The organism is Lactivibrio alcoholicus (assembly GCF_055390895.1).
In genome coordinates this window covers 2153304-2173372 of record NZ_AP042471.1, presented here as the reverse complement: position 1 = coordinate 2173372, position 20069 = coordinate 2153304, and the positions used below count along the sequence as shown (strand labels likewise).

The following is a 20069-nucleotide window of genomic DNA, read 5'->3' as shown; positions in this document are numbered from 1 at the left end:
TGATTTGTCGGAAGCGTACTTTCAATGGACAGAAGGCACGAATGGGAGAATGCTCATCGCATGAGCAGCGGCAACAGCGGCGGGAGGACGAGGATGATGCTGAGCAGGCGGACCGTCTGGATCAGGCTCACGATGACCGGATCCGCGCCGAACTCGTCGGCGATGCTCGCGATCTGCGACAGGCCTCCCGGAGACGAGGCGAGCATGCAGGTCATCGGCGAGAAGCCCGCGATCCTGTGAAGAAGCACCGCGAGCAGCAGGGATCCTCCGATCATGCCGACGGTCAGCAGCGCCAGCGGGCCGAGAAGCGACAGAAATCCGAGAAGGACCTCCTTCGTGATGGATCGCGCGATGATGACGCCGACGCCGACCTGCCCGAACGTCCTGATGAGCCGGTCTGGAAGCCGTGGTTCTCCTGCGGCGTTCGTCACGGCCCCCGAGGCTGCCATGGCTCCGATCAGCGCTCCCGCCGGAAGGGAAAGCCACTTTCCGGCAAGGCCTCCGGCGACGGCGGCGGCGGCGCACAGGACGTTCGTCCGCAACCGTGCGCGCGAAGGAACGGGCGTGCGGACTAGCTTGATGGGGTCGTCTCCTTCTTCCGCGACGCAGCAGACGGGCGACGGGTGGTTGCGCATCCACATGCGGCACAGCACCGGCGTCGTGAGCACGGCGGCCAGGAGCCGGAAGATCTGGAGCAGCGTGACGCTCGCGACGTCGGCCCCCATCGAGAGCGACAGGAGCGCCATCTCGGTGATCCCCCCGGCCGTCGAGCCGAGCATCGCCGTCGGCAGCGGCAGCGACGTGAAGGTCGACATCAGATACCCCATAGCGAGCGACAGGCCGAGCATCCACCCCGAAACGAGAATCGCGGGGCCGGGAAGATTCCGCAGGAGCCTGCACGATTCGCGGTTCAGCCGCACCCCGAGAAACAGCCCGATCGCAACGTTGCTCAGGAACGAGAGCGTTCCGGACGGATACGCGGGCTGCGTTCCCGTCATCGCCCAGAGGGCCGAGATCACGAGGGCGCCCAGCAACGCCGCGGCCGGGATGCGCGCTCTTTTGAAAAGCGCTCCCCCGGCCCAGCCGACGCAGACGACGAAAATCAGGTCACACCCCTGCAACAGAAAGGAAACCACGGTCAAACGAACATCCGCCTTTCGATACGATATCTCAAGAGGATACCACACGATACAGCGTATCGATGACGGAGCCGTCGCGGTATTCGACGACGCCGACGGGATGGTCGCGGTCGAGCGCGATCGGTCGCGGGACGCCCGTGATGCGCTCGACCCGTTCCTTGAGTTCCCGGATGTCCGTCACGCGGAGCCCAGCGCCCGCGAGCGCGTCCGCGAGGTCGGGCCGCCGCGGATTCACGCACGTTCCGCGCTCCGTGACGATGACGTCCACCGTTTCGCCCGGCGTCACGACCGTCTGCACGGCATCGCGGATCGACGGAACCCCCTCGCGGAACGACGGGACGACGACGACGGAGAGCTTCGCCCCTGCGGCCGTGTCGCAGTGCCCGCCGGAAGCCCCGCGCAGGACGCCGTCGTGCCCCGACAGAACGTCGACGTTGAAATCCACGTCGACGTCGAGCGCCGCGAGGACGACGACGTCGAGGTCGTCGACGAGACACCCGGACGCCGAGGGGTCCGCGTACCACGCGGCGTCGATCTCCACGTGTCGGGGGTTCGTCGCGATGGACTCCGTGACGGCGGCGTCGAAGCTCTGGACGTCGTAGAGCACCTCGAAGAGGTCGTCCGACAGCATCTGCGCCATCGACGCCGTGACGCCGCCGAGGCCGAACGATCCGCGGATCTTTTGTTCGAGCATGTACTCGCGGACGAAGCGCGCCACCGCGAGGCTCGCGCCGCCGCCGCCGACCTGGAAGGAACAGCCGGGGACGATGAGCTCGGACGCCCGGATGGCGCGGAAGGCGTTCTCCGCGATGACGAGGCTCAAGGGATCCCGCGTGATCCGCGTCGCGCCCGTCGCGATCTTCGAGGGGTCTCCGATCGACGGCACGACCGCGACCTGGTCCACGAGATACTGCGGGATCGAGACGCGCCCGGGGAGCGGACCGTCGAGAAGCGTGTCCGTAACCGCGACGACGTGTTTCGCGTAACGTGCGTCGACCATCGCATACCCGAGCGAGCCGCACGCCGACGGCCCGATCGAGCCCGTCAGGTTTCCTGCGGCGTCGCACGCGGGCGCGGCGATGAACGCGACGTCGATGACGACGGACCCTTCCGAGAGCGCCCGAGCCCTGCCGCCGTGGCTGTGGATCACGACCGGGTTCCGGACGCGGCCCGACGATATGGCCTGCCCCACCCGGCCCCGGACGCCCGACGTGTGGATCGTCGTGACGACGCCGCGTTCGGCGAGTTCCGCGACGCACTCGTGAGCGTCCGTCAGGGAGCTCGGGGCGAGCGTGAGGTCGCGGATTCCCATCTCGTCGATCGCCTGCATAACGAGCGGCAGAACGAAGTCGCCGTTCCGGAAGTGATGATGGAACGAAACTGTCATTCCGTCGCGCAGTCCGCTGCGGCGGATGGCCTCTTTGATGTCGCGGACGACCTTCCGCCCGCGCCCCGCTTCCCGCACGACGCGCCGTTCCGCTGCGGGAGTCATCTGACCATACGGAACGAGCCGGCCGTGCGCCACGGCAAGCAGTTCATCCGGGATGATCCGTCCGATGCCGTTTATCGTCCCGCTCATTCTGTCGGAACCTCCATTCCCGCGATGCGCGCAAGCTCGATCGTCCTGCGCGCCTGCGCGACGACCGGGGCATCCACCATTCGGCCGTCGACGGCGATGACGCCGACGCCCCGCTCTTCGGCCTCGCGCGCCGCCCGGACGACGCGTGAGGCCTTTCGGACTTCTTTTTCCTCCGGACGGAACGCCCGGTGAATCACGGCGACCTGCGACGGATGGATTGCGGCCTTGCCGCTGAAGCCCATGTTCGCGGCCGCGGCCGCGTCGGCGAAGAGTCCGTCGCAATCGTTCACGTTCGTGAAGACCGTGTCGAACGCGTCAACGCCGGCGGCCTTCGCCGCGGTCACGATCGCGGCGCGCGCGTAGAGCAGCTCGCCGCCGTCGCGCGTCCGCCGGATGCCGAGGTCGGCCGCGAAGTCCTGTCCTCCGATGGAGATTCCCGAAACGCGCGGGCTCGCCGAGGCGACGTCATACGCATGAAGCAGTGAGCGGGCAGTCTCAACCATGGCCTGGATGACCACGCTTCCTTCCGGCAGTCCGGCCTCGCGCTCGATGCGGGTCATCAGCGCATCCGCGCGGAGGACATCATCGGCGCCGTCGGTCTTCGGCAATCGGATGCCGTCCGGGCGCGCCGGAACGATCGCGCGGATGTCCTCCTCGAAGAAGGGCGTATCCGCGCCGTTCACGCGGACGAACACGGTCGTCCCCATAAAATCCAGCGTCTCGAGCGCATGCCGGACGAGCGACCGCGCCGCGTCCTTCTCCGTCAGCGCCACGGCGTCCTCGAGATCCAGGATGACCGCGTCCGCCCCGAGAACCATGCAGTTCTGCACCATCGACGGGGAGTTGCCGGGCACGTACAGCAGCGACCGCAACGGTCCCGAAGTTCTCACGCTGATCATCTCCCTACGGGCGGACGTCGGTGATCTTCCGGCGCTTCCTGAGCGAATAGACGATCGATATGGCGGCGAGGACCAGAAGCGTCAGGGATATCGGCTTCTCGACGAAGAACAACAGGTTTCCGTTTCCGATCGTCATCGCGTTCCGGAACGCCTGTTCCGTGGTTCCCCCGAGAATGAGCGCGAGCACCAGAGGCGGCAGCGGGATGTCGAGCTTCATCAGCAGATATCCGCCGAGCGCGAACAGGGAGACCAGGATGAAATCGAAGGAGCTGTAGTTCAGGAAGTACGTCCCCATGAACCCCATGCCCAGAATCATCGGCAGCATGATGCGCTGCGGTATCCGGAGGAGCTGCACGAGCGGAACCGCGAGCGGCAGGTTGATGACGAGGAGGATGATGTTGCCGACGATCATCGACGCGATGACGCCCCACGCGATCTCCGGATGCTGCTGGAAGAGGATCGGGCCGGGGCGCACGCCGAGCATCATGAGCGCGCCGAGCATGACGGCCGTGGTCCCCGAACCGGGAATCCCGAGCGTGAGCAGCGGCACCATCGCGCCGCAGGAGCACGCGTTGTTCGCCGCCTCGGGCGCCGCAAGTCCTTCGATGGCGCCCTTGCCGAACTTCTCGGGGTGTTTGCTGAGCGATTTCTCCACCGCATAGGACATGAACGTCGCGATCGTCCCGCCCATTCCCGGCAGGACGCCGACGACGAATCCGAGCGGCGAGCTGCGGAGCATCGGCACGAGGCACTTCTTGAAGTCCGCCCAGCTCACCCACACGCGGCCGATCGTCTTCGAGTCGACCCGGTACTCCGTGTTGATGTCCCGGTAGTTCTTGAAAACCTCCGCCACGGCGTAAATTCCGATCATGACGACGAGGAAGTCGATGCCGTCCTGGAGGTCCGTGACGCCGAACGTGTAGCGGATCACGCCCGACTGACCGTCGATGCCGACGGTCGCGAGCATGAAGCCGATTCCCATGGAGATGAAGCCCTTGAGCAGGCTCCCCTCAGAGAGCGTGACCGTCGCCGTGAGCGCGAAGAGCATCAGCGAGAACATCTCCGCAGGGCCGAACTTGAGCGCGACGGACGCGACGGGTTGCGTGAGGAAGATCAGAAAGATCATTCCGAGCGTCCCGCCGATGAACGACGCGATCGCCGATATCGCGAGCGCCGGTCCCGCTTGGCCGTTCTTCGTCATCGGGTAGCCGTCGAAGCACGAAACGATCGCGGACGAATCGCCGGGCGTATTGATCATGATGGAGGCGCGCGATCCGCCGAACATCGCGCCGTAGTACACGGCGCACATCGTGATGAGCGCCGTGGCCGGGTTCATGCCGTACGTGATCGGGATCAGGATCGCGACCCCGGTCGCGGGGCCGAGTCCCGGCAGCATTCCCATGATCGTTCCGAGCAGTCCTCCGAAAAAGACCCAGAGGACGTTGATCGGCGTCAGCGCCGTCTGGAGACCGATTCCGAGATTCTGGAAGATGATGTCCATTATGATTCCCCCCCCCGACTGCCCTAGAACGGCAGGAAGCCCAGAAGTCCCCTGGGCAAGCTCAGCTTCAGGAGTACCGCGAAGACGCCGAAGCTCACGAGGGAAAACGAAATCGAGATGACGGCGTTCTCCAGATGACGCCGGACGTTGATGAACGACGTGACCGCGAACATGAACAGGATCGTGGCGATGACGTACCCGAGCCAGTCGAGAACCATGCCGTAGACGACGCCGCAGACCATCGTGAGCGCGATGCGCGTCCAGACGTCACGCTCTTGCACGAAGCGGAGCGAAAACGCCTCGCCCGGCTTCCCCGCGCGCTCCCTTCTGTCGGCGGCGACGAGTGCGCCGCCGGAGAGCATCATGACGACGGAGACGATGACCGGAAAGAGCTTCGGCCCGACCTCGTCTCCTGCCGTGACCTCGGGAAGCAGCAACGTCGACGCGAGATACGCCGCGCCCAGAATAAGCGCGAAAAGTCCGGAAACGGTATTCTTGGTCATTTCGGACCTCCTCCAGAGAACTGGTTTTGAACGAACCGCGACGCTGCCGCCGGAAGGACGGACGTCGGAAAAGGCGGCGGAAGGCGCGCAATCCGCCTTCCGCCGCTGCGTGAACGCGCGAATCTCCGCTATTTGCTCAGTCCGACCGCCTTGAACAACTCCTTCGACCCCTCGTTCGTCTTCTCCAGGAATTTCTCGTTATCCGCGGCGTTGAGATAGTACGGATCCCATCCGAGCTTCTCGAGCGACTCCTTCCACGTCTTGCTCGCGACCATCTTCGCCATCGCGCCGTCCCAGAACGCCTTCATCTCGTCCGTGATCCCGGGAGCGGCGATGACGCCGCGCCAGTGCGGGAAGATGTGGTCGACCCCCTGCTCTTTCCACGTCGCGACATCGGTAAGCAGCGGATGTCGTTCGGGGGAGCTGATGCCGATGAGCCGGACCTTGCCGGCCTTGTGCTGCTCGAGCGTTTCCGCCATGCTGATCGTGATCGCCTTGACGTGTCCGCCCATGAGAGCCGGGATCTGCTCGGCGGCCGTGTTCGGATAGACGACGAGCTTTATCGTCTTGGGATCGACGCCGTACGCCTTGGCGAGCATCAGGAGCTGGATGTGGTCGTCATTGCCGAGCGCCGGGCCGACTCCGATCGGCATCGAAGCGGGATCCTTCTTGAGCGCCTCGAAGAACTCCTTGCCGGTCTTCCACGGCGAGTCCGCCGCAACGGCGACGACTTCCCATTCCGCCTGAAGATTCGCGATGACCGTAAAATCCCTGAATGTCAGATCGCTCTTGCCGAGAAGATTGTTCTGGAGGATGAGTGCCGAGGTCACCGCAAGGAACTCCCCCTGCCCCTTCTTGCCCCTGAGGTACGTCCACCCCGTCGCTCCGCCGCCGCCGGGCTTGTTCGTCACGACGATGGGAACGTTCACGATCTTCTCTTCGGTCAGCGCCTTCTGCATCGTCCGGGCCAGAAGGTCCCATCCGCCGCCGGGGCCGGCCGGAGCGACGATCTCCACCGGTCTCGCCGGAGCCCATGCCGCCCACCCGAGCGACGCGCCGCACAGAACCACCATCGCCAGAACGCCGATTCCAAGAACCTTTCTCATACATTCACCCCTCCTTTTCGTCTGGACACCCCCTCGGGGTGTCGAGTACTCGAGTTTCGGCTACGGAAGAACCTCCGGTTCGTCGAGGCGCTGCGGCAGCAGCACGACGCGCGGGAACTCCCGCGTGAAGATGTCGCGCACGGCGTTCCACGCCCGACGTTCCGGGTCGAAGCGGTTGTGGCACATGACCCGCGCGGGGCGAAGCATGTCGACGACTTCCAGAAAACGTCGGAGAGCATCTTCCCTCGAAACCGCCATCCCCGCCCCCCAGAGCGGCAGGCACGCGAGATCGATGCGCGGGCATTCCGCGGCGAGCTCGCGGAACACGGGATCGGGAACGCAGTCCCCGACATGAATGACTGTCGTCTCTCCGAGCGCGAAACGGTAGAACCCGTTCGGTTCGCAGGGTACGACCGCGTCTTCGGACGAAAGCGCCGGCGCTTCCGGATGCGGACACACGCGGTACGTCGCGTCGAACACGTCCCCGTGCATCGTCCACCCGTCGCCGACCTCCCGCACGGCGACACCTGCGCCCCGGGTCCGTCTGATATATTCCGCCAGCGGTTCCGGAGCGTAGAGAGGCGCGGCGCACGCCGCCGCGATGTCGGCCGAGTCCCCACGTCCCCAGTGTCCCGGGTGCCCGTGCGTGACGAAGACGTGCGTCGCGCGCCCTGGTCGAAAGTCCCGGAGGTCGAGGGAGCAGCCCGGGTTTCCCCGGATCCACGGATCGACGGCGATCCGGACTGCGGGCGACGCGATCTCGAAGAACGCGTTACCGCGCCAGGTCACCGACACGCGTCTCCCGGAGCGGCCCTCGTCTCGACGCATCGTCAGACGTAGTCCTGCCCGGGTTCCATGTCGATCGCCTCGAAAAACGACCGGAACGACGCATCGAGGTGTTCCTGCCAGAGCGCACACGCGCCGTCCTCGTCTCGGGCCTCGAGAAGGCCGAGAAGACGCTCGCGCGTTTCGAAGCTCTTCCAGAGCCGAGCGGTGATGATCACGCGCACGACGCTGAACCGCTGGAGGTAGTCGCGGTGCGTCCATATCAGGGAAATCAGGCGCGGAATGCGGCAGACATCGATCAGTATCCTGTTGTAGCGCGCGGCGAGGGGAATCAGCGCCTCTGCGAGGTTCTCCGCAGGAACCTGCGACTTCACCTCCGCCGCCTCGCGGACGACGTCCCGCAGCGAGTCGAGTTCCCCGGCTGTGATCTTCCTGGCCGCGTAGCGGACCGCAAGGCCTTCGATCGCCTTTCGGATCGCGAAGATGTGCGCGATCTCCTCGCGCGTGATTCCCGTCACGACCGTCCCCTTGCCGGGCTTGCGCTCGACGAGCCCTTCCGCCTCGAGCTTCCGGAGCGCCTCGCGGACGGGCATCCGGCTGACGCCGAAGCGCTCGGCGAGGTCCGTATCCGTGAGTTGCGTCCCCGAGGCCAGTTCGCCGACTATGATCGCCTTGCGGAGGTAGTCGTAGATCACCTCGCGGTACGACTTCATCACGGGGATTCCTTCGGAAAAAGCGATAATGGCGATCCTCTCCCCTCAGGATGTCTCATATGGATCATGGATCCATGATCCAAAATCACGTTCCTGAGATATACTATCCCTGCAACACTATTCTGTAAAGAGAGAAGGGGAGATTCGTGGGATACTCCTGCGCACAGAAACTCATCCGATCGCACTGCGCCCCCGCGACCGACTTCCGGCCGGGCGGCGAGATCCCGCTGCGCATCGACCAGACGCTCACACAGGACGCGACCGGAACCATGGCGTTCCTCGAGTTCGAGGCGATGGGCGTCCCGGGGGTCCGGACGGAGCTTTCCGTGAGCTATATCGACCACAACACCCTCCAGACGGGATTCGAGAACGCCGACGATCACGCCTTTCTCGCGTCGGCAGCCGCGAAGTACGGTGTCCGTCTCTCGCGAGCCGGGAACGGAATCTGCCACTTCGTCCACCTCGAACGTTTCGCCGTTCCCGGCAGGACGCTCCTCGGCTCCGACAGCCACACGCCGACGTGCGGCGGACTCGGAATGCTCGCGATCGGGGCCGGCGGACTCGACGTCGCGATGGCCATGGGCGGATACCCGTTCGTCGTCCGGATGCCGCGGATCGTCCGCGTTCTCCTGACGGGATCGCTGCCACCGTGGTGCTCCGCGAAGGACATCGTCCTCGAACTCCTGCACCGTCTCTCGACGAGCGGCGGCGTCGGAAAGATCTTCGAGTACGCGGGGCCCGGCATCGCCACGCTCTCGGTCTACGAACGCGGCACCATCACGAACATGGGTGCGGAGCTCGGCGCGACATCGTCGGTCTTCCCGAGCGACGAGCGGACCCGCGAATTCCTGAAGATACACGACAGGGAACGGGACTACGCGCCGCTCGAAGCGGACCCGGACGCGACCTACGACGACACCGTCGAACTGGATCTTTCGAAGCTCGAACCGCTCGTCGCGCTGCCCCACAGCCCCGACGCGGTCGTCCCGGTCCGGGAGGTCGCGGGGACGCCGCTCGACCAGGTCTTCATCGGCAGCTGCACGAACGGATCGTACCTCGACATGGCGCGCGTCGCCGCGATCCTCAGGGGGAAGGTCGTCCCGCCGAACATCTCGCTCTGCATCGCCCCGGGGTCGCGCTCGACGGTCGTTCAGCTCTCGCGCGGCGGCGAACTCGCCGATCTCGCCGAGTCGGGCGCGCGGATACTCGAGAGCGCGTGCGGCCCGTGCGTCGGCATCGGACAGGCCCCGCGCTCCGGGGGCGCGAGCCTCCGGACGTCGAACCGCAACTTCGAGGGACGCACCGGGACGAAGGACGCGCGCGTCTACCTCGCGAGCGCCGAAACCGCCGCCGCGTCCGCCCTCCGGGGGTGTATCGTCGACCCCAGGACACTCGGCGAATTTCCATCGCTGACGTGGCCCGAATCGCTCCCGTCAGACGACCGGATGATCGTCATGCCGCCCGAGGACGGAAGCCGCGTCGACATCGTCCGGGGACCGAACATCGCGCCGCTGCCGGTCTTTCCGCCGCTCTGGGACGATCTCGACGCCGAGATCCTTCTCGTCCTCGGCGACGACGTCACGACCGACCACATCATGCCCGCCGGCGCGAAAATCCTGCCGCTCCGGTCGAATATTCCCGAGATCTCGAAGCACTGCTTCGAACTCGTCGATCCGACGTTCCCCGCCCGGGCGCGCGAATCGGGAGCCGGAGCGATCGTCGCGGGCGACAACTACGGTCAGGGATCGAGCCGCGAACACGCGGCGCTCGCCCCGCGATACCTCGGCGTCCGCGCCGTCGTCGCGAAATCGTTCGCCAGGATCCACCGGCAGAATCTCGTCAATTTCGGCATCCTGCCCCTCCAGTTCGATGACCCCGCGGCCTACGCGCTCTTCCCGCCGGGGATGGGCGGACGCATCCGTCTCCGCGGAATGCGCCGGGCGCTCGAACTCGGCCGTTTCGAGGCGGAGTCCGACGCAGGGACTGTTCGCCTCGTCTGCCCGCTCTCGGAACGCGAGCGGGGCATCCTCCTCGCGGGCGGCCTCTTGAATCTCGCCGCGAAGCGCTGAGCCGGCGGCGGATACCGGAGAGTCATTCGCCATGTATTCGGAACGGTGGATCGGCGACGCGGAACGAGAGGGAGCGGAACGCCGGAAGCTGCTTGAATCGCTCGCTCTCTCGGTTCCCACAACGGATCCCGGGGACCGGATCCTCGGGATCTACGACGAATCGGACCGGCTCGTCGGAACGGGGACCCTGGTCGGCGCGACGCTCCAGTGCTTCGGCACACTGCCGGAATGCCGCGACGAAGGCATCGCCGCGCGGATCGTCTCCGCGCTTGTGAAGGAAGCGATCCGGCAGGGTCGGACGGAGCTCTCCGTGTTCACGAAACCCGAAACGGCACCGGTTTTCGGGGCGCTCTCGTTCGACCTCGTGGCGCAGACCGACGAGGTTGCGCTGCTGGAGTGGTCCGTCGCCGGAAGGGAGCGCGGAGGGCTCGCGTCGTATCTGTCGTTCCTGTCCGCCGTCGCGGAGGGCGGCCCCGACGGAGCCGGATCGGTCGTCGTCAACGCGAATCCCTTCACGCTCGGTCACAGGTATCTCCTCGAGACGGCGGCAGCCCGCTCGCCGCGTCTGTATGTCATCGTCGTCGAGGAAGATCGCTCGGCCTTCCCGTTCGATCTGCGGTTCGAGCTCGTCCGCGCGGGAACGTCCGACCTCGCGAACGTGTCCGTCCTTCGCGGCGGAGCGTACGTCATCTCGTCGCGGACCTTCCCGTCGTACTTCACGCGCGACGATGCCGTCGCGCGCGTCCATGCAAAACTCGACGCGACGATTTTCGCCGGGCGCATCGCCCCCGCGCTCCGCGTCTCGGAGCGCTTCGTCGGAACAGAACCCTTCTGCCCGGTCACGAGGACGTACAACGAGACGCTGAAGCGCGTGCTGCCGCCCGCAGGGATCCGCGTGACGGAGATCCCCAGGGTCGAACACGACGGCGAGGCCATATCGGCATCGCGCGTCCGTGAGCTCATCCGCGAGGGGCGGCTCGCGGAAGCGCGGCTTCTTCTCCCCGCGACGACCTACGACGCACTCGCAGCGATAGAGAGCGGCCGCGACGACGACCGTCGGGCCGCCGCTCTCTGGAGCCGCATCACACGCGCGGGGCTCAGGCATTGACGCGCCCCGCGGACGACGAACACGGAAAAAGGAGTGGGTATGACGTGAAGATCGAAAAAACCGCCAATGCGGGGTCGCTCGAATCGAGCGACGCGATGGTGACGGTCGGACCGCACCCGGGGGGGATCGAGATCGCCGTCACGAGTCCGGTCGAGCGCCAGTTCGGCGACCGGATGCGCCGGACCGCGCGCGACATCCTGGCCGGAAAAGGCATCATGGAGGGCCTCATCAGGATCGACGACAGGGGCGCGCTCGACTGCACGCTCCGCGCGCGCCTCGAGACCGCCATAGAGCGGGGGACGACGCCCCGCGGATGATGGCGCCTCCGTCGGAGTCACGCACTTCGATCGTTCACTTCGCGAAGAGCATCGTCGCGTAGCTCGTGCAGGGGGCGTCGGGCAGGTCCCGGATGGCGCCCGAGTCCGAATGGTCGAGGACGACGCCGCGCAGGCTTCCGAGGTCCCGGACAAGCGCGAGAAAGAGCGCCGCGCCACGCAGGGTGTCGATGTCGAGACCGCGAAGCGACGTCGCATCCATCCGCGCGAGGACGGGCAATGTCCGGGCGTCGTCGCGCGCCGCGTTCGCCGGGCTTTTATAGTGCGAAAGATCCATGCTCAGGATCACGAGTCCGCCGTCGCGGAGGAACGGCGCGAGCAGCTTTCTGAGAACGAGAAGCTGCATGTCGGACGCGGACGTCCGGACGACGACCGGAAGCACGGTCGCGTCCGGAAACGCCTCCCGGAGAAACGGAAGATGCGTCGTCACGCCGTGTTCGCGCACGAAGATCCGGTCGTCGCGCGTCGCCGCGCCCGAACGGACGACCGCGCCGACCATGCCCTCGTCCGCCGGGAGCTTCCCGGAGGCGGTCTCCCAGTCCGCGCCGCAGACCGTGACGGCGCTCCGACCCGCCCGGTAGTGGTCCGGAGCGATGAGAACGACGCGCTTCGGTGAGAGCCCCGAGGCCTTCAGCGTCGCGTAGAAGCGCAGGATCATCGCCCCGGCGACGTCGTGGTGCGGGGCGATGCCGCCGACGATCCGGCCTGCGACCGCAAGCTCATCGAATGAAGCCCGACCGGAGGCCGCGAGCCGGATTCCGGCGGGCGGCGGCGGACACACGAGCGCGTGCGCGCCGCAAGGGAAGACCAGCCCCCCGAGCAGCGCACACGCGACGACCGCTCGTACGAGCGCAGCGAGCGAAGCGAGCGGAACAGACACAGCCGGCGCTCAGTTCTCCGGTTTTCTCGTCCAGGCCGGCCGCAGGGCGTCGAGCGCCTTCTGGTCCTTGCCGTAGGCCAGCTTCTTCCAGGCCGCGTCGTCCATTCGCCCGGAAGCGAGCGGCCGCGCGAACGAATAGAACGAGAAGACCGCCCCCCGCGTCACGCGCGGACCACCCCACGGATCGTCGACGAAGACGTTGATGTATCGGGGCGCTCCGGTCGCGACATGGAGCGCGCGGCCCGCGAAATAGTCGGACGCGACGTCGGCGACGAGCGCCATCCGGAGCCGGTCGCGGACGTCGTCGGCGACCGGCGGATAGAGCTGCTGCATATCCTCGGGCAACAGGAGTTCGCGCGACAGCTCGCACGGGAACTCCCGGACGAAGCGGTAGTCGTCGGCCGTGATCTCGCCTCCGGTCGTCTCCTTTCCGGCGATCGCCGCGAGCCGCTTCATGAGGTCGGCGAAGGTCGCGAGTTTTCCGGAGTATTCCTCATCCGTGATCCCCGCGTTCGAGAGGAACCCCTTCACGCCCGACGCGCAGGACGCGAGCGCGTCGAAGAGCTTCGGCTGCGGCTCGACGTACCCGCGAGGCTCCGGGAACAGAAAATCGGGCGCGTACCAGACGTCTCCGCCGTCGCCCATCTCCGCGCCGGACTGCTCGCCGTAGAGGATCGTGTCGTGCTTCAGTTCCGCCCAGGCCGCCGATGCCGTGACGAGCTTCCGGTATTCCCAGTTCGGCGATTTCGTGAAGAACTGCCCGCCCCCCGTCGGCTCGAAGTACTCCGAGAGGATCCGCAGCAGTCGGGAGTAGACGTTCGCCGAGAGCGGATTCCGCGGGAAGGTCTTCCACGATTCCCGAAGCGTCTTCAGGTTCTCGCCGTATTTCGCGAATCCCTCGAACGCTTTCGCTTCGAACCGCGCGGCGGACGACCCGAGGGCCGCCATGACGTCGAGCGGGTCGGGCAGGTTCCGCGGCTTCTCGTCCGTTCCCGTCCTGGGCGACGTCAGCATATTGAAGGCCATCGCGTCGAACGTGAACCGCCGTCCGATGAACCGGAACCCGACCGCGTCGTCCGACCGCTCCTTCTGCGTCGCGCCGGTCCTCGGGGCCGGGACGCCGATGATGAGCGGCGGGCGGCTCGCGTCGAGGAGCGCGCGGTTGAGGGCACGCATCCGTTCAACGTCTCCGGGGGCGTCCGGCGAGAAGAGCTTCTTCGCGACGGGACCGTAGTCGTACCACGAGTTGTCGTTCGACGCGCCGACGAGTTCCGTGAATGGATCGAAGAGTTTTTTCCACGCCGCGAGCGTCGCCGGGTCTTCGAGCAGCGTGCAGAGGACCGCGATCACGCCCGTGTTCCGGAGCGCCGCCGCTTCCTCCTGCGCCTTCAGACCGAACGTGACGCCTCCGAGAAAGCTCATCGAGCGGAAGTACCGCTCGAGTTCCGGCGAGAGCGTGTAGTGTCCGCGCGGACGGTAGAGCGTATAGTCCTCCTCCCGGCCCGAGAGCGTCGATCGCGTCTTCTCCCTCGCGGCGAGAATCCTGTCGACTTCGGCCTTCGCTCTCGCGGAGAGGCGCCCCTCGCCCGTCAGCAGCGCGGACGCCACATCGACGTAATCGGACACCACATCCGCCGCCGCCTTCCCCTCGTCGCCCGCCGAGAGCGCCGGGGTCAGATTCGCGAGACCTTTCTTCATGAGCCCGAGCAGAGCCGCGAGCGAGGGCGCGAAGTGCCCTGCCTCGATCTTCTGGAGCATCCTGTCGAAAATCAGGTGGAACGCGTGGAGTCCGAGATCGGCCGTGATGAAGAGCGGCGTCACGTGGTCGCGAACGCGCGGATACGATTCCACGAGGTCGTCGACCTCGAGCGTCTCGAGGATCACAGGCTTCGGATCGACGTAGAATCCGTGGGCGACGAGCTTCCTGCGCTCCGCCTCTCCGAGGGCGATCCGCTTCTTCATGCTTCCGTCCTGCTCCGTCATGATCTGGGTCGGAACCCGGGACTCGTCGACCTTCGAGAGATCCGGAACATACGAGGCCCCGAGGCGCGTCAGGTCCGACGCCCGCGCCCACGCGAAGCGCGTCTGGACATCCGCGGGTTCCGGATTCTCCTCCGAGGCGCCGACGCTCGAGAAACGCAGCAGGATCCACTCCCCGCCGTCCGTCGATGCCTTTCCGACGCCCGTCACGGCCACTCCCCGCGGCAGGAAGAACGCGCTGTACTTCGCGGCCGGGTGTTTTCCGGGAAGCAGGAAGAGTTCGAGTCTCTCCGTCCTGACGGAGTAGGTTCCGGGGTCGGAGGAGTCGTACGCCGGGAACGGAACGATCGCGTTCTTCTCGATGAAGCCGAGCACCGTCTCTCCGCTTTTCAGCGCGACCCATTTCGAGGCGTGCCTCCCCGACACGGGGGCGACCGTCACGCGGCTTCCGTAGTAGACGCACGCCTCGATGTCGTCCCGCACTTCGATACCCCGGCCGTTTTCGACCGTTTTGTAGGGTCCCGGGTTCTTCATCACCGGCGCGATCTGACGGACGACGACGCAGGTTTCGTCGGCCGCGGCGACCGTTCTTCCTCCCGACGCTGCAAGCACGCAAAGCGCACACAACAGGACGATGCGATTCGCTTTCATACGCTCACGCTCCTCTCGATTCCGATATTCCGTCTGAAGTGTTCGTATCGTACACCGGAAACGGACAAAAGGAATCCCCCCTCCCGGGTAGCGGAAGGGGGGATTGCAGGTCTTCCGGAATACGACGCCGGGATCAGCGCGGCGCGACGTTCCGGATCACGTCGATGACCGTCCCGTCCCGATACTCGACGACGCCGATGATCCGGTCCCCGAACCTCGGTGTTTCCGGTTCGCCCGTCAGCGCGTACGCGTCGTCACGAAGGTCGGCGATATCGCGCAGGGGCAGGCGCGCCTTCCTGACCGCGCCCTCCAGATCCGTCCTCGCCGGGTTCACGGCGACGCCGCGCTCGGTCACGATCACGTCGACGGTCGAACCGGGCGTCGTGACCGTCAGGACCCGGTCGACGACCATCGGGAGCCTGCCGCGCAGCAGCGGCGTCACGATAACGGTCATCCAGGCGCCCGCAGCCGTGTCCATGTGTCCGCCGATACCGTGGAGGAGCACCCCGTCCGATTCGGTGTTGACGTTCACGTTGAAATCGACGTCGACCTGCGTCGCTCCGAGGATCGCAGCGTCGAGCCGGTCGACGACGCACCCGCGCGGTCCCGGACACGCGTACATCGCGGCGCTCATCTCGCGGTGGTTCGGATTCCGGACGAGCGACCGGATCGCCTCGGCGTCGAAGCTCTGGACATCGAGCAGCGCGTCGAAGAGCCCCTCTTCGTGCATTGTCACGAGATCGCCCGTGACGCCCCCCGACGCGAAGCTTCCCCGGACGCCCCGTTCGATCATCCGCGCCCGCACTGCGGCCGTCGCCGCGAGCGAGATGCCGCCCGCGCCGGCCTGGTACGACATTCCCGGCGCGATCACGCCGCACGCGTCGAGGACGCGCGCCGTGCGGTCGGCGATCAGGAGGCGCATCGGGTCCTTCGTGACCGCGAGCGTCCCCGAGACGATGCGTTCCGGAATCCCGATCCGTTCGACCGGAACGACCCAGTCCACGCAGGTCTGATCGATGGACGCGCGCAACAGTGGGTACGGGACGAGAGTGTCCGTCAGCGCGACGACCTGACGCGCGTAGCGCGCGTCCGTGTGCGCGTAGCCGAGCGAGCCGCACGCGGACGGCCCCGACAGGCCGCTCAGATTGCCCTCGGGGTCGGCGGTTGGCGCGGCGATGAACGCGACGTCGACCGGAAGTTCTCCTGAAGCGGCGGCGCGCGCCCTGCCCCCGTGCGACCGAAGCACGACGGGGCCGTCGAAGAGTCCGTCCGACGCGGCCCGCCCGACGGGACCGTTCACGCTGCCCTGAATGCCCGCGACTGCGCCCGTTCGGACGTGCGCCAGGATGGACTCGTGCGCCGGGAAGAGCGCCGTCGGCGCGAGGATCAGTCCCCTGAGGCCGCGGCGCGCCAGCGCGTCGAGGACCATCGCGACGACGAGATCCCCGTCGCGGAGATGATGGTGGAACGAGATCGTCATTCCGTCGCGCAGGTCGAGAAGGTCGAGCGCCCGTTCGAGCGGGACGACCTTCGCGCCGGAACGCCTGTGTGTTTCCGCGTCGCGCCCCCTCTCCGGAGCCTCGCTTCGGGGCGCGGCGGCGCCGTTCGGCGCAAAGGGACGCACGTCTCCATACCCCGGAATGCGGCCGGGAATTTCCCGTCCCGCGCCGTTCAGCGACATGACGACTCCTCCTCTCCGGGAAGCGCTCCGGCCGCCCGGGCCAGATCGAGCACCTTCCGCGCGCGCTTCAGCACCGGGGCGTCAACCATCTTTCCGTCGACGACGACGACGCCGACACCCTTTTCCTTCCCCTCGGCGAGGCCGCGCTCGACGCGCAGCGCCGCCGCGATCTCCTTCTCCGAGGGCGTGAAGGCCCGGTGAACGACCGGAATCTGGCGCGGGTGAATCACCGACTTGCCGTCGAACCCGAGGATCCGCGCCCGGCGCGCCTCCTCGAAGAGTCCCTCGTCGTCCGCGACGTCCGAATAGACCGAGTCGAGCGCCTGAACGCCGGCGACGCGCGCGGCAAGCAGCATCCGCGCGCGCAGGTCCGCAAGCTCCGCCCCGTCCTTCGTTCGGATCGCGCCGACATCGGCCGTGTAGTCCTCCGCGCCGAAGTTCAGCGCCGTGACGCGCGGGCTCGCCGTCGCGATCTCCATGACGTTCCAGGCGCCGAGCGCCGTCTCGATGATCGGCATGAAAGCGATCGATCCGCGTTCGACGCCCGACGCGGCCTCCAGATCGCCGACGATCCGGTCGACGTCCGTCACGTCCTGCGCGGTCTCGCACTTCGGGATGCGGATCGTGTCCGGGCGCTGCGGGACGATCATGTCGAGATCCTCCCGGCCGAATGGCGTCGAAAGGGAGTTGATCCGAACGACCACTTCGGCGGATGCGTAGCGTACGGTCGACAGCGCGTTCCGGAGAAGGGTTCGCGCGGCGTCCTTCTCCGCAAAGGGCACCGCGTCCTCGAGGTCGAAGACGAGGACGTCCGCCCCGTAGATTCCGGCGTTGATCAGCATCGCCGGGTTGTTTCCCGGAACGTAGAGCGAACTGCGGCGCAGGTTCTTCGTCACGTGCGGCTCACCTCCGCCGAAGCCCGGGCGCGCCGGACGGCGGTCTCGACGCGCGCCGCCAGCGTGCAGTCGAGCGCGCCCCGGTCCCTGATGACGACATCGGCGTCCGTCACGCCCAGGGCGCACAGCGTTTCCAGCGCGACGCGCCGCATCCTGTCCCCGCAGACCGCCAGGGAGGGGCTTTCAAGATGCAGCGAGACTCCCCCTCCGGGCGGGGGAAGCGTCACGACCACAAGCGCGTCGCAGGACTCGAACGACCCGGAGACGCCGCGGCCGGGGACGGCGGCTTCATTGCGATGCGCGACGGACATCGGCCCGGAATTCATGTTTCAGCGTCCCGTTCCGGCGCGGCGGCTGAGAACGACGACCAGCGCCAGAAGCACGATCCCGACGGCATCGGTGACGATCCCCGGAACGATCAGCAGAATCGCCGCGGCGAACGCGAGGAACCGCAGGGGGAGCGAAACCGGCCCGAGAGCGTAGCCCTCGGTGGCGACCGCCAGGGAGAAGACGCCGACGCAGGCCGTCACGACGGCGACGCCGAACGAGACCCAGTTCGTCACGTTCGTCAGCATGAGTTCGGGAGAGTAGATGAACACGAACGGGATGATGAACCCCGCGAGTCCGAGCCGCATCGAGGCGATGGCCGTCCGGTTCGGGTCGGCCCCGGCGATTCCCGCGGCCGTGTAGGCGCCGACGCATACGGGCGGCGTGATCGAGGAGAGCGCCGCGAAGTAGAAGACGAAAAAGTGGACGTCGAGCGGCTTGCAGCCGAGAAGGATGAGCGCCGGAGCACCGACCGCGCTCGCCATGACGTAGCTCGCGGTCGTCGGCATTCCCATGCCGAGGGCGACCGCCAGAAGCATCGTCGCGATCAGCGTCAGCGCGAGGCTTCCCTGCGTCATCGTGAGGATCGCGTCGCCGACGCGCAATGCGATGCCGGTGGCGCCCATCATCCCGATGACGACGCCGACGATGAAGCACGCGACCGCCACGGAGAGGGCGCTCTTCGAGCCGTCTTCGAGGGTTTTGATGAACTTCTTCGGCTCCATCCGGTCCTCCTTGCGGACGAAGCTCAGGATCACCGCGAGGATAATGCCCCAGCACCCCGCGTAGAGCGGGTTGTACCCCTGAACGAGGAAGTAGATGATCCCCGCGAGCGGAATGGCCTTGTACCCGTCTCTGAGAATGACGTCCTTCGCCTTCGGCAGTATGCTCTTCTCGAGCCCCTTCAGGCCGAGTTTCGAGGCCTCGAGGCTCAGGCTGCACCAGATTCCGAAGAAGTAGAGGATCGCCGGGACGACGGACGCCACGAGAACCTTGAGGTACGATATCCCGAGCGTATCGGCGATGATGAAGGCAGCCGCCCCGAGGACCGGCGGCATGATCTGCCCCCCGGTCGAGGCGGCGGCTTCGACCGCCCCCGCGAAGAACGGCTGGTATCCGATCTTCTTCATGAGCGGTATCGTGAACGTCCCCGTCGTCGCGACGTTGGCCGAGGTGCTCCCGCTGATCGTGCCCATCAGCGCGCTCGACAGAACCGCGATCTTCGCGGGACCGCCCTTGAGGTGCCCCGTCAGCGCCATCGCGAGATCGTTGAAGAACTTCGCCGTCCCCGTCGATCCGAGGAAGGCGCCGAAAAGGATGAACAGGTAGATGTACGTCGCCGACACTCCCGTCACGAGGCCGAAGAGGCCGTCGGTCGTGAGGTAGAGCTCCTCGATGATCCTCGGGACCGAGAGTCCGAAATGGCGGAAGGGGCCCGGCATGGACCGCCCGAAGTATGCGAAGAAGAGGAAGAAACCGCAGAAGACCGGAAGCGAATATCCGAGAACGCGGCGACCGGCTTCGAAGACGATGAAGATCATCATGGCTCCGAGGAAGAGCTCGATGGTTTTGTACATTCCCGCCCGATTCGCTATGTCCTCGTAGTTGAGGTAGATATAGATCGTGCAGACGGCGGCGATGACGGCCAGGATCCAGTCCGTCGCCGACGGGCGGTCCGCCGGCGACGACTTCCGCATCGGGTAGATCAGGAAAACGAGCGGCAGGACGAACGCCATGTGGAGGCTGCGCTGCTGCATGGCCGGGAAGAGGCCGAAAAACGCCGTATAGAGCTGAAAGGCCGCGAGACTGACGGTCAACACCGTGATCAGCGTTCCAAGCCGCCCCGTCGGCGAACGCTTCTTGCCCGCGACCGGCTTCTGGTCTTCCTCTTCGAGGAGAAGATCGTTTGGGTCCAT

17 protein-coding genes are annotated in these 20069 nt (G+C 66.5%); 3 read left to right on the top strand and 14 right to left on the bottom strand.

Going from position 1 to position 20069, the window contains the following annotated elements:
• Positions 1-53 precede the first annotated feature (53 nt).
• The 8 genes from ACZ5IU_RS09950 to ACZ5IU_RS09915 all read right to left on the bottom strand — a co-directional run bounded on the left by ACZ5IU_RS09950 (position 54) and on the right by ACZ5IU_RS09915 (position 8226).
• Complete coding sequence (locus tag ACZ5IU_RS09950; protein WP_464421888.1) at positions 54-1136, bottom strand: AbrB family transcriptional regulator; 1083 nt, start codon at positions 1134-1136, stop codon at positions 54-56.
• A gap of 34 nt (positions 1137-1170) precedes the next feature.
• Positions 1171-2718 carry a citrate lyase subunit alpha gene (citF, locus tag ACZ5IU_RS09945; RefSeq protein ID WP_464416816.1) on the bottom strand — a complete coding sequence of 516 codons (1548 nt, stop codon included), beginning with the start codon at positions 2716-2718 and terminating at the stop codon, positions 1171-1173.
• Positions 2715-3608 (bottom strand): HpcH/HpaI aldolase/citrate lyase family protein, encoded by an 894-nt coding sequence (locus ACZ5IU_RS09940; RefSeq protein WP_464416814.1) that lies wholly within the window; start codon positions 3606-3608, stop codon positions 2715-2717. Before ACZ5IU_RS09940 ends, citF (ACZ5IU_RS09945) begins: the two co-directional genes overlap by 4 nt.
• 13 nt (positions 3609-3621) lie before the next feature.
• On the bottom strand, positions 3622-5118 hold the full coding sequence (locus ACZ5IU_RS09935) for a tripartite tricarboxylate transporter permease (RefSeq protein ID WP_464416812.1): 1497 nt from the start codon (positions 5116-5118) through the stop codon (positions 3622-3624).
• Between the two features lie 23 nt (positions 5119-5141).
• Entirely contained in the window at positions 5142-5621 is a 480-nt protein-coding gene (locus ACZ5IU_RS09930) for a tripartite tricarboxylate transporter TctB family protein (RefSeq protein ID WP_464416810.1), read from the bottom strand.
• A 128-nt stretch (positions 5622-5749) separates the two neighbouring features.
• The gene (locus ACZ5IU_RS09925; protein WP_464416808.1) at positions 5750-6727 is read right to left on the bottom strand and encodes a tripartite tricarboxylate transporter substrate binding protein; all 978 of its coding nucleotides are present in this window, start codon (positions 6725-6727) and stop codon (positions 5750-5752) included.
• A 60-nt stretch (positions 6728-6787) separates the two neighbouring features.
• Positions 6788-7516, bottom strand: coding sequence for an MBL fold metallo-hydrolase (locus tag ACZ5IU_RS09920; protein WP_464416806.1), 729 nt, complete (start codon positions 7514-7516; stop codon positions 6788-6790).
• Between the two features lie 41 nt (positions 7517-7557).
• On the bottom strand, positions 7558-8226 hold the full coding sequence (locus ACZ5IU_RS09915) for a GntR family transcriptional regulator (RefSeq protein WP_464421885.1): 669 nt from the start codon (positions 8224-8226) through the stop codon (positions 7558-7560).
• Between the two features lie 146 nt (positions 8227-8372).
• Between ACZ5IU_RS09915 and ACZ5IU_RS09910 the strand changes: the two genes are divergently transcribed.
• Genes ACZ5IU_RS09910 through citD form a run of 3 tightly spaced genes read left to right on the top strand, consistent with a single transcriptional unit; the run spans position 8373 to position 11720 of the window.
• Positions 8373-10295, top strand: coding sequence for an aconitate hydratase (locus ACZ5IU_RS09910; RefSeq protein WP_464416804.1), 1923 nt, complete (start codon positions 8373-8375; stop codon positions 10293-10295).
• A gap of 31 nt (positions 10296-10326) precedes the next feature.
• Complete coding sequence (locus tag ACZ5IU_RS09905; RefSeq protein ID WP_464416802.1) at positions 10327-11403, top strand: [citrate (pro-3S)-lyase] ligase; 1077 nt, start codon at positions 10327-10329, stop codon at positions 11401-11403.
• A 44-nt stretch (positions 11404-11447) separates the two neighbouring features.
• On the top strand, positions 11448-11720 hold the full coding sequence (gene citD, locus ACZ5IU_RS09900) for a citrate lyase acyl carrier protein (protein ID WP_464416800.1): 273 nt from the start codon (positions 11448-11450) through the stop codon (positions 11718-11720).
• 34 nt (positions 11721-11754) lie between these two features.
• Here citD and amrB read toward each other — a convergent pair whose 3' ends face one another.
• From amrB to ACZ5IU_RS09870, 6 genes are all read right to left on the bottom strand, one after another.
• Positions 11755-12618: an AmmeMemoRadiSam system protein B gene (amrB, locus tag ACZ5IU_RS09895; RefSeq protein ID WP_464416798.1), complete on the bottom strand. Its 864-nt coding sequence runs from the start codon at positions 12616-12618 to the stop codon at positions 11755-11757.
• Positions 12619-12627: 9 nt separating this feature from the next.
• Entirely contained in the window at positions 12628-15249 is a 2622-nt protein-coding gene (locus ACZ5IU_RS09890; RefSeq protein ID WP_464416796.1) for a DUF3160 domain-containing protein, read from the bottom strand.
• A 133-nt stretch (positions 15250-15382) separates the two neighbouring features.
• A complete protein-coding gene (citF, locus tag ACZ5IU_RS09885; protein ID WP_464416794.1) occupies positions 15383-16930 on the bottom strand; it encodes a citrate lyase subunit alpha in 1548 nt (515 codons plus the stop codon).
• A complete protein-coding gene (locus ACZ5IU_RS09880; protein WP_464416792.1) occupies positions 16921-17826 on the bottom strand; it encodes an HpcH/HpaI aldolase/citrate lyase family protein in 906 nt (301 codons plus the stop codon). Before ACZ5IU_RS09880 ends, citF (ACZ5IU_RS09885) begins: the two co-directional genes overlap by 10 nt.
• Positions 17823-18152, bottom strand: a complete 330-nt coding sequence (locus ACZ5IU_RS09875; protein ID WP_464416790.1) for a citrate lyase ACP — start codon at positions 18150-18152, stop codon at positions 17823-17825. Before ACZ5IU_RS09875 ends, ACZ5IU_RS09880 begins: the two co-directional genes overlap by 4 nt.
• Positions 18153-18155: 3 nt before the next feature.
• On the bottom strand, positions 18156-20069 hold the full coding sequence (locus tag ACZ5IU_RS09870; protein WP_464416788.1) for a TRAP transporter permease: 1914 nt from the start codon (positions 20067-20069) through the stop codon (positions 18156-18158).

What these genes read in the sequence shown, in the direction of transcription:
- ACZ5IU_RS09905 (WP_464416802.1), top strand. Translation starts at nt 10,327, where the DNA reads ATGTATTCGGAACGGTGGATCGGCGACGCGGAACGAGAGGGAGCGGAA.
- ACZ5IU_RS09930 (WP_464416810.1), bottom strand. Translation starts at nt 5,621, where the DNA reads ATGACCAAGAATACCGTTTCCGGACTTTTCGCGCTTATTCTGGGCGCG.
- citF (WP_464416794.1), bottom strand. Translation starts at nt 16,930, where the DNA reads ATGTCGCTGAACGGCGCGGGACGGGAAATTCCCGGCCGCATTCCGGGG.
- ACZ5IU_RS09925 (WP_464416808.1), bottom strand. Translation starts at nt 6,727, where the DNA reads ATGAGAAAGGTTCTTGGAATCGGCGTTCTGGCGATGGTGGTTCTGTGC.
- ACZ5IU_RS09935 (WP_464416812.1), bottom strand. Translation starts at nt 5,118, where the DNA reads ATGGACATCATCTTCCAGAATCTCGGAATCGGTCTCCAGACGGCGCTG.
- ACZ5IU_RS09890 (WP_464416796.1), bottom strand. Translation starts at nt 15,249, where the DNA reads ATGAAAGCGAATCGCATCGTCCTGTTGTGTGCGCTTTGCGTGCTTGCA.
- ACZ5IU_RS09875 (WP_464416790.1), bottom strand. Translation starts at nt 18,152, where the DNA reads ATGAATTCCGGGCCGATGTCCGTCGCGCATCGCAATGAAGCCGCCGTC.
- ACZ5IU_RS09915 (WP_464421885.1), bottom strand. Translation starts at nt 8,226, where the DNA reads ATGAAGTCGTACCGCGAGGTGATCTACGACTACCTCCGCAAGGCGATC.
- citF (WP_464416816.1), bottom strand. Translation starts at nt 2,718, where the DNA reads ATGAGCGGGACGATAAACGGCATCGGACGGATCATCCCGGATGAACTG.
- ACZ5IU_RS09870 (WP_464416788.1), bottom strand. Translation starts at nt 20,069, where the DNA reads ATGGACCCAAACGATCTTCTCCTCGAAGAGGAAGACCAGAAGCCGGTC.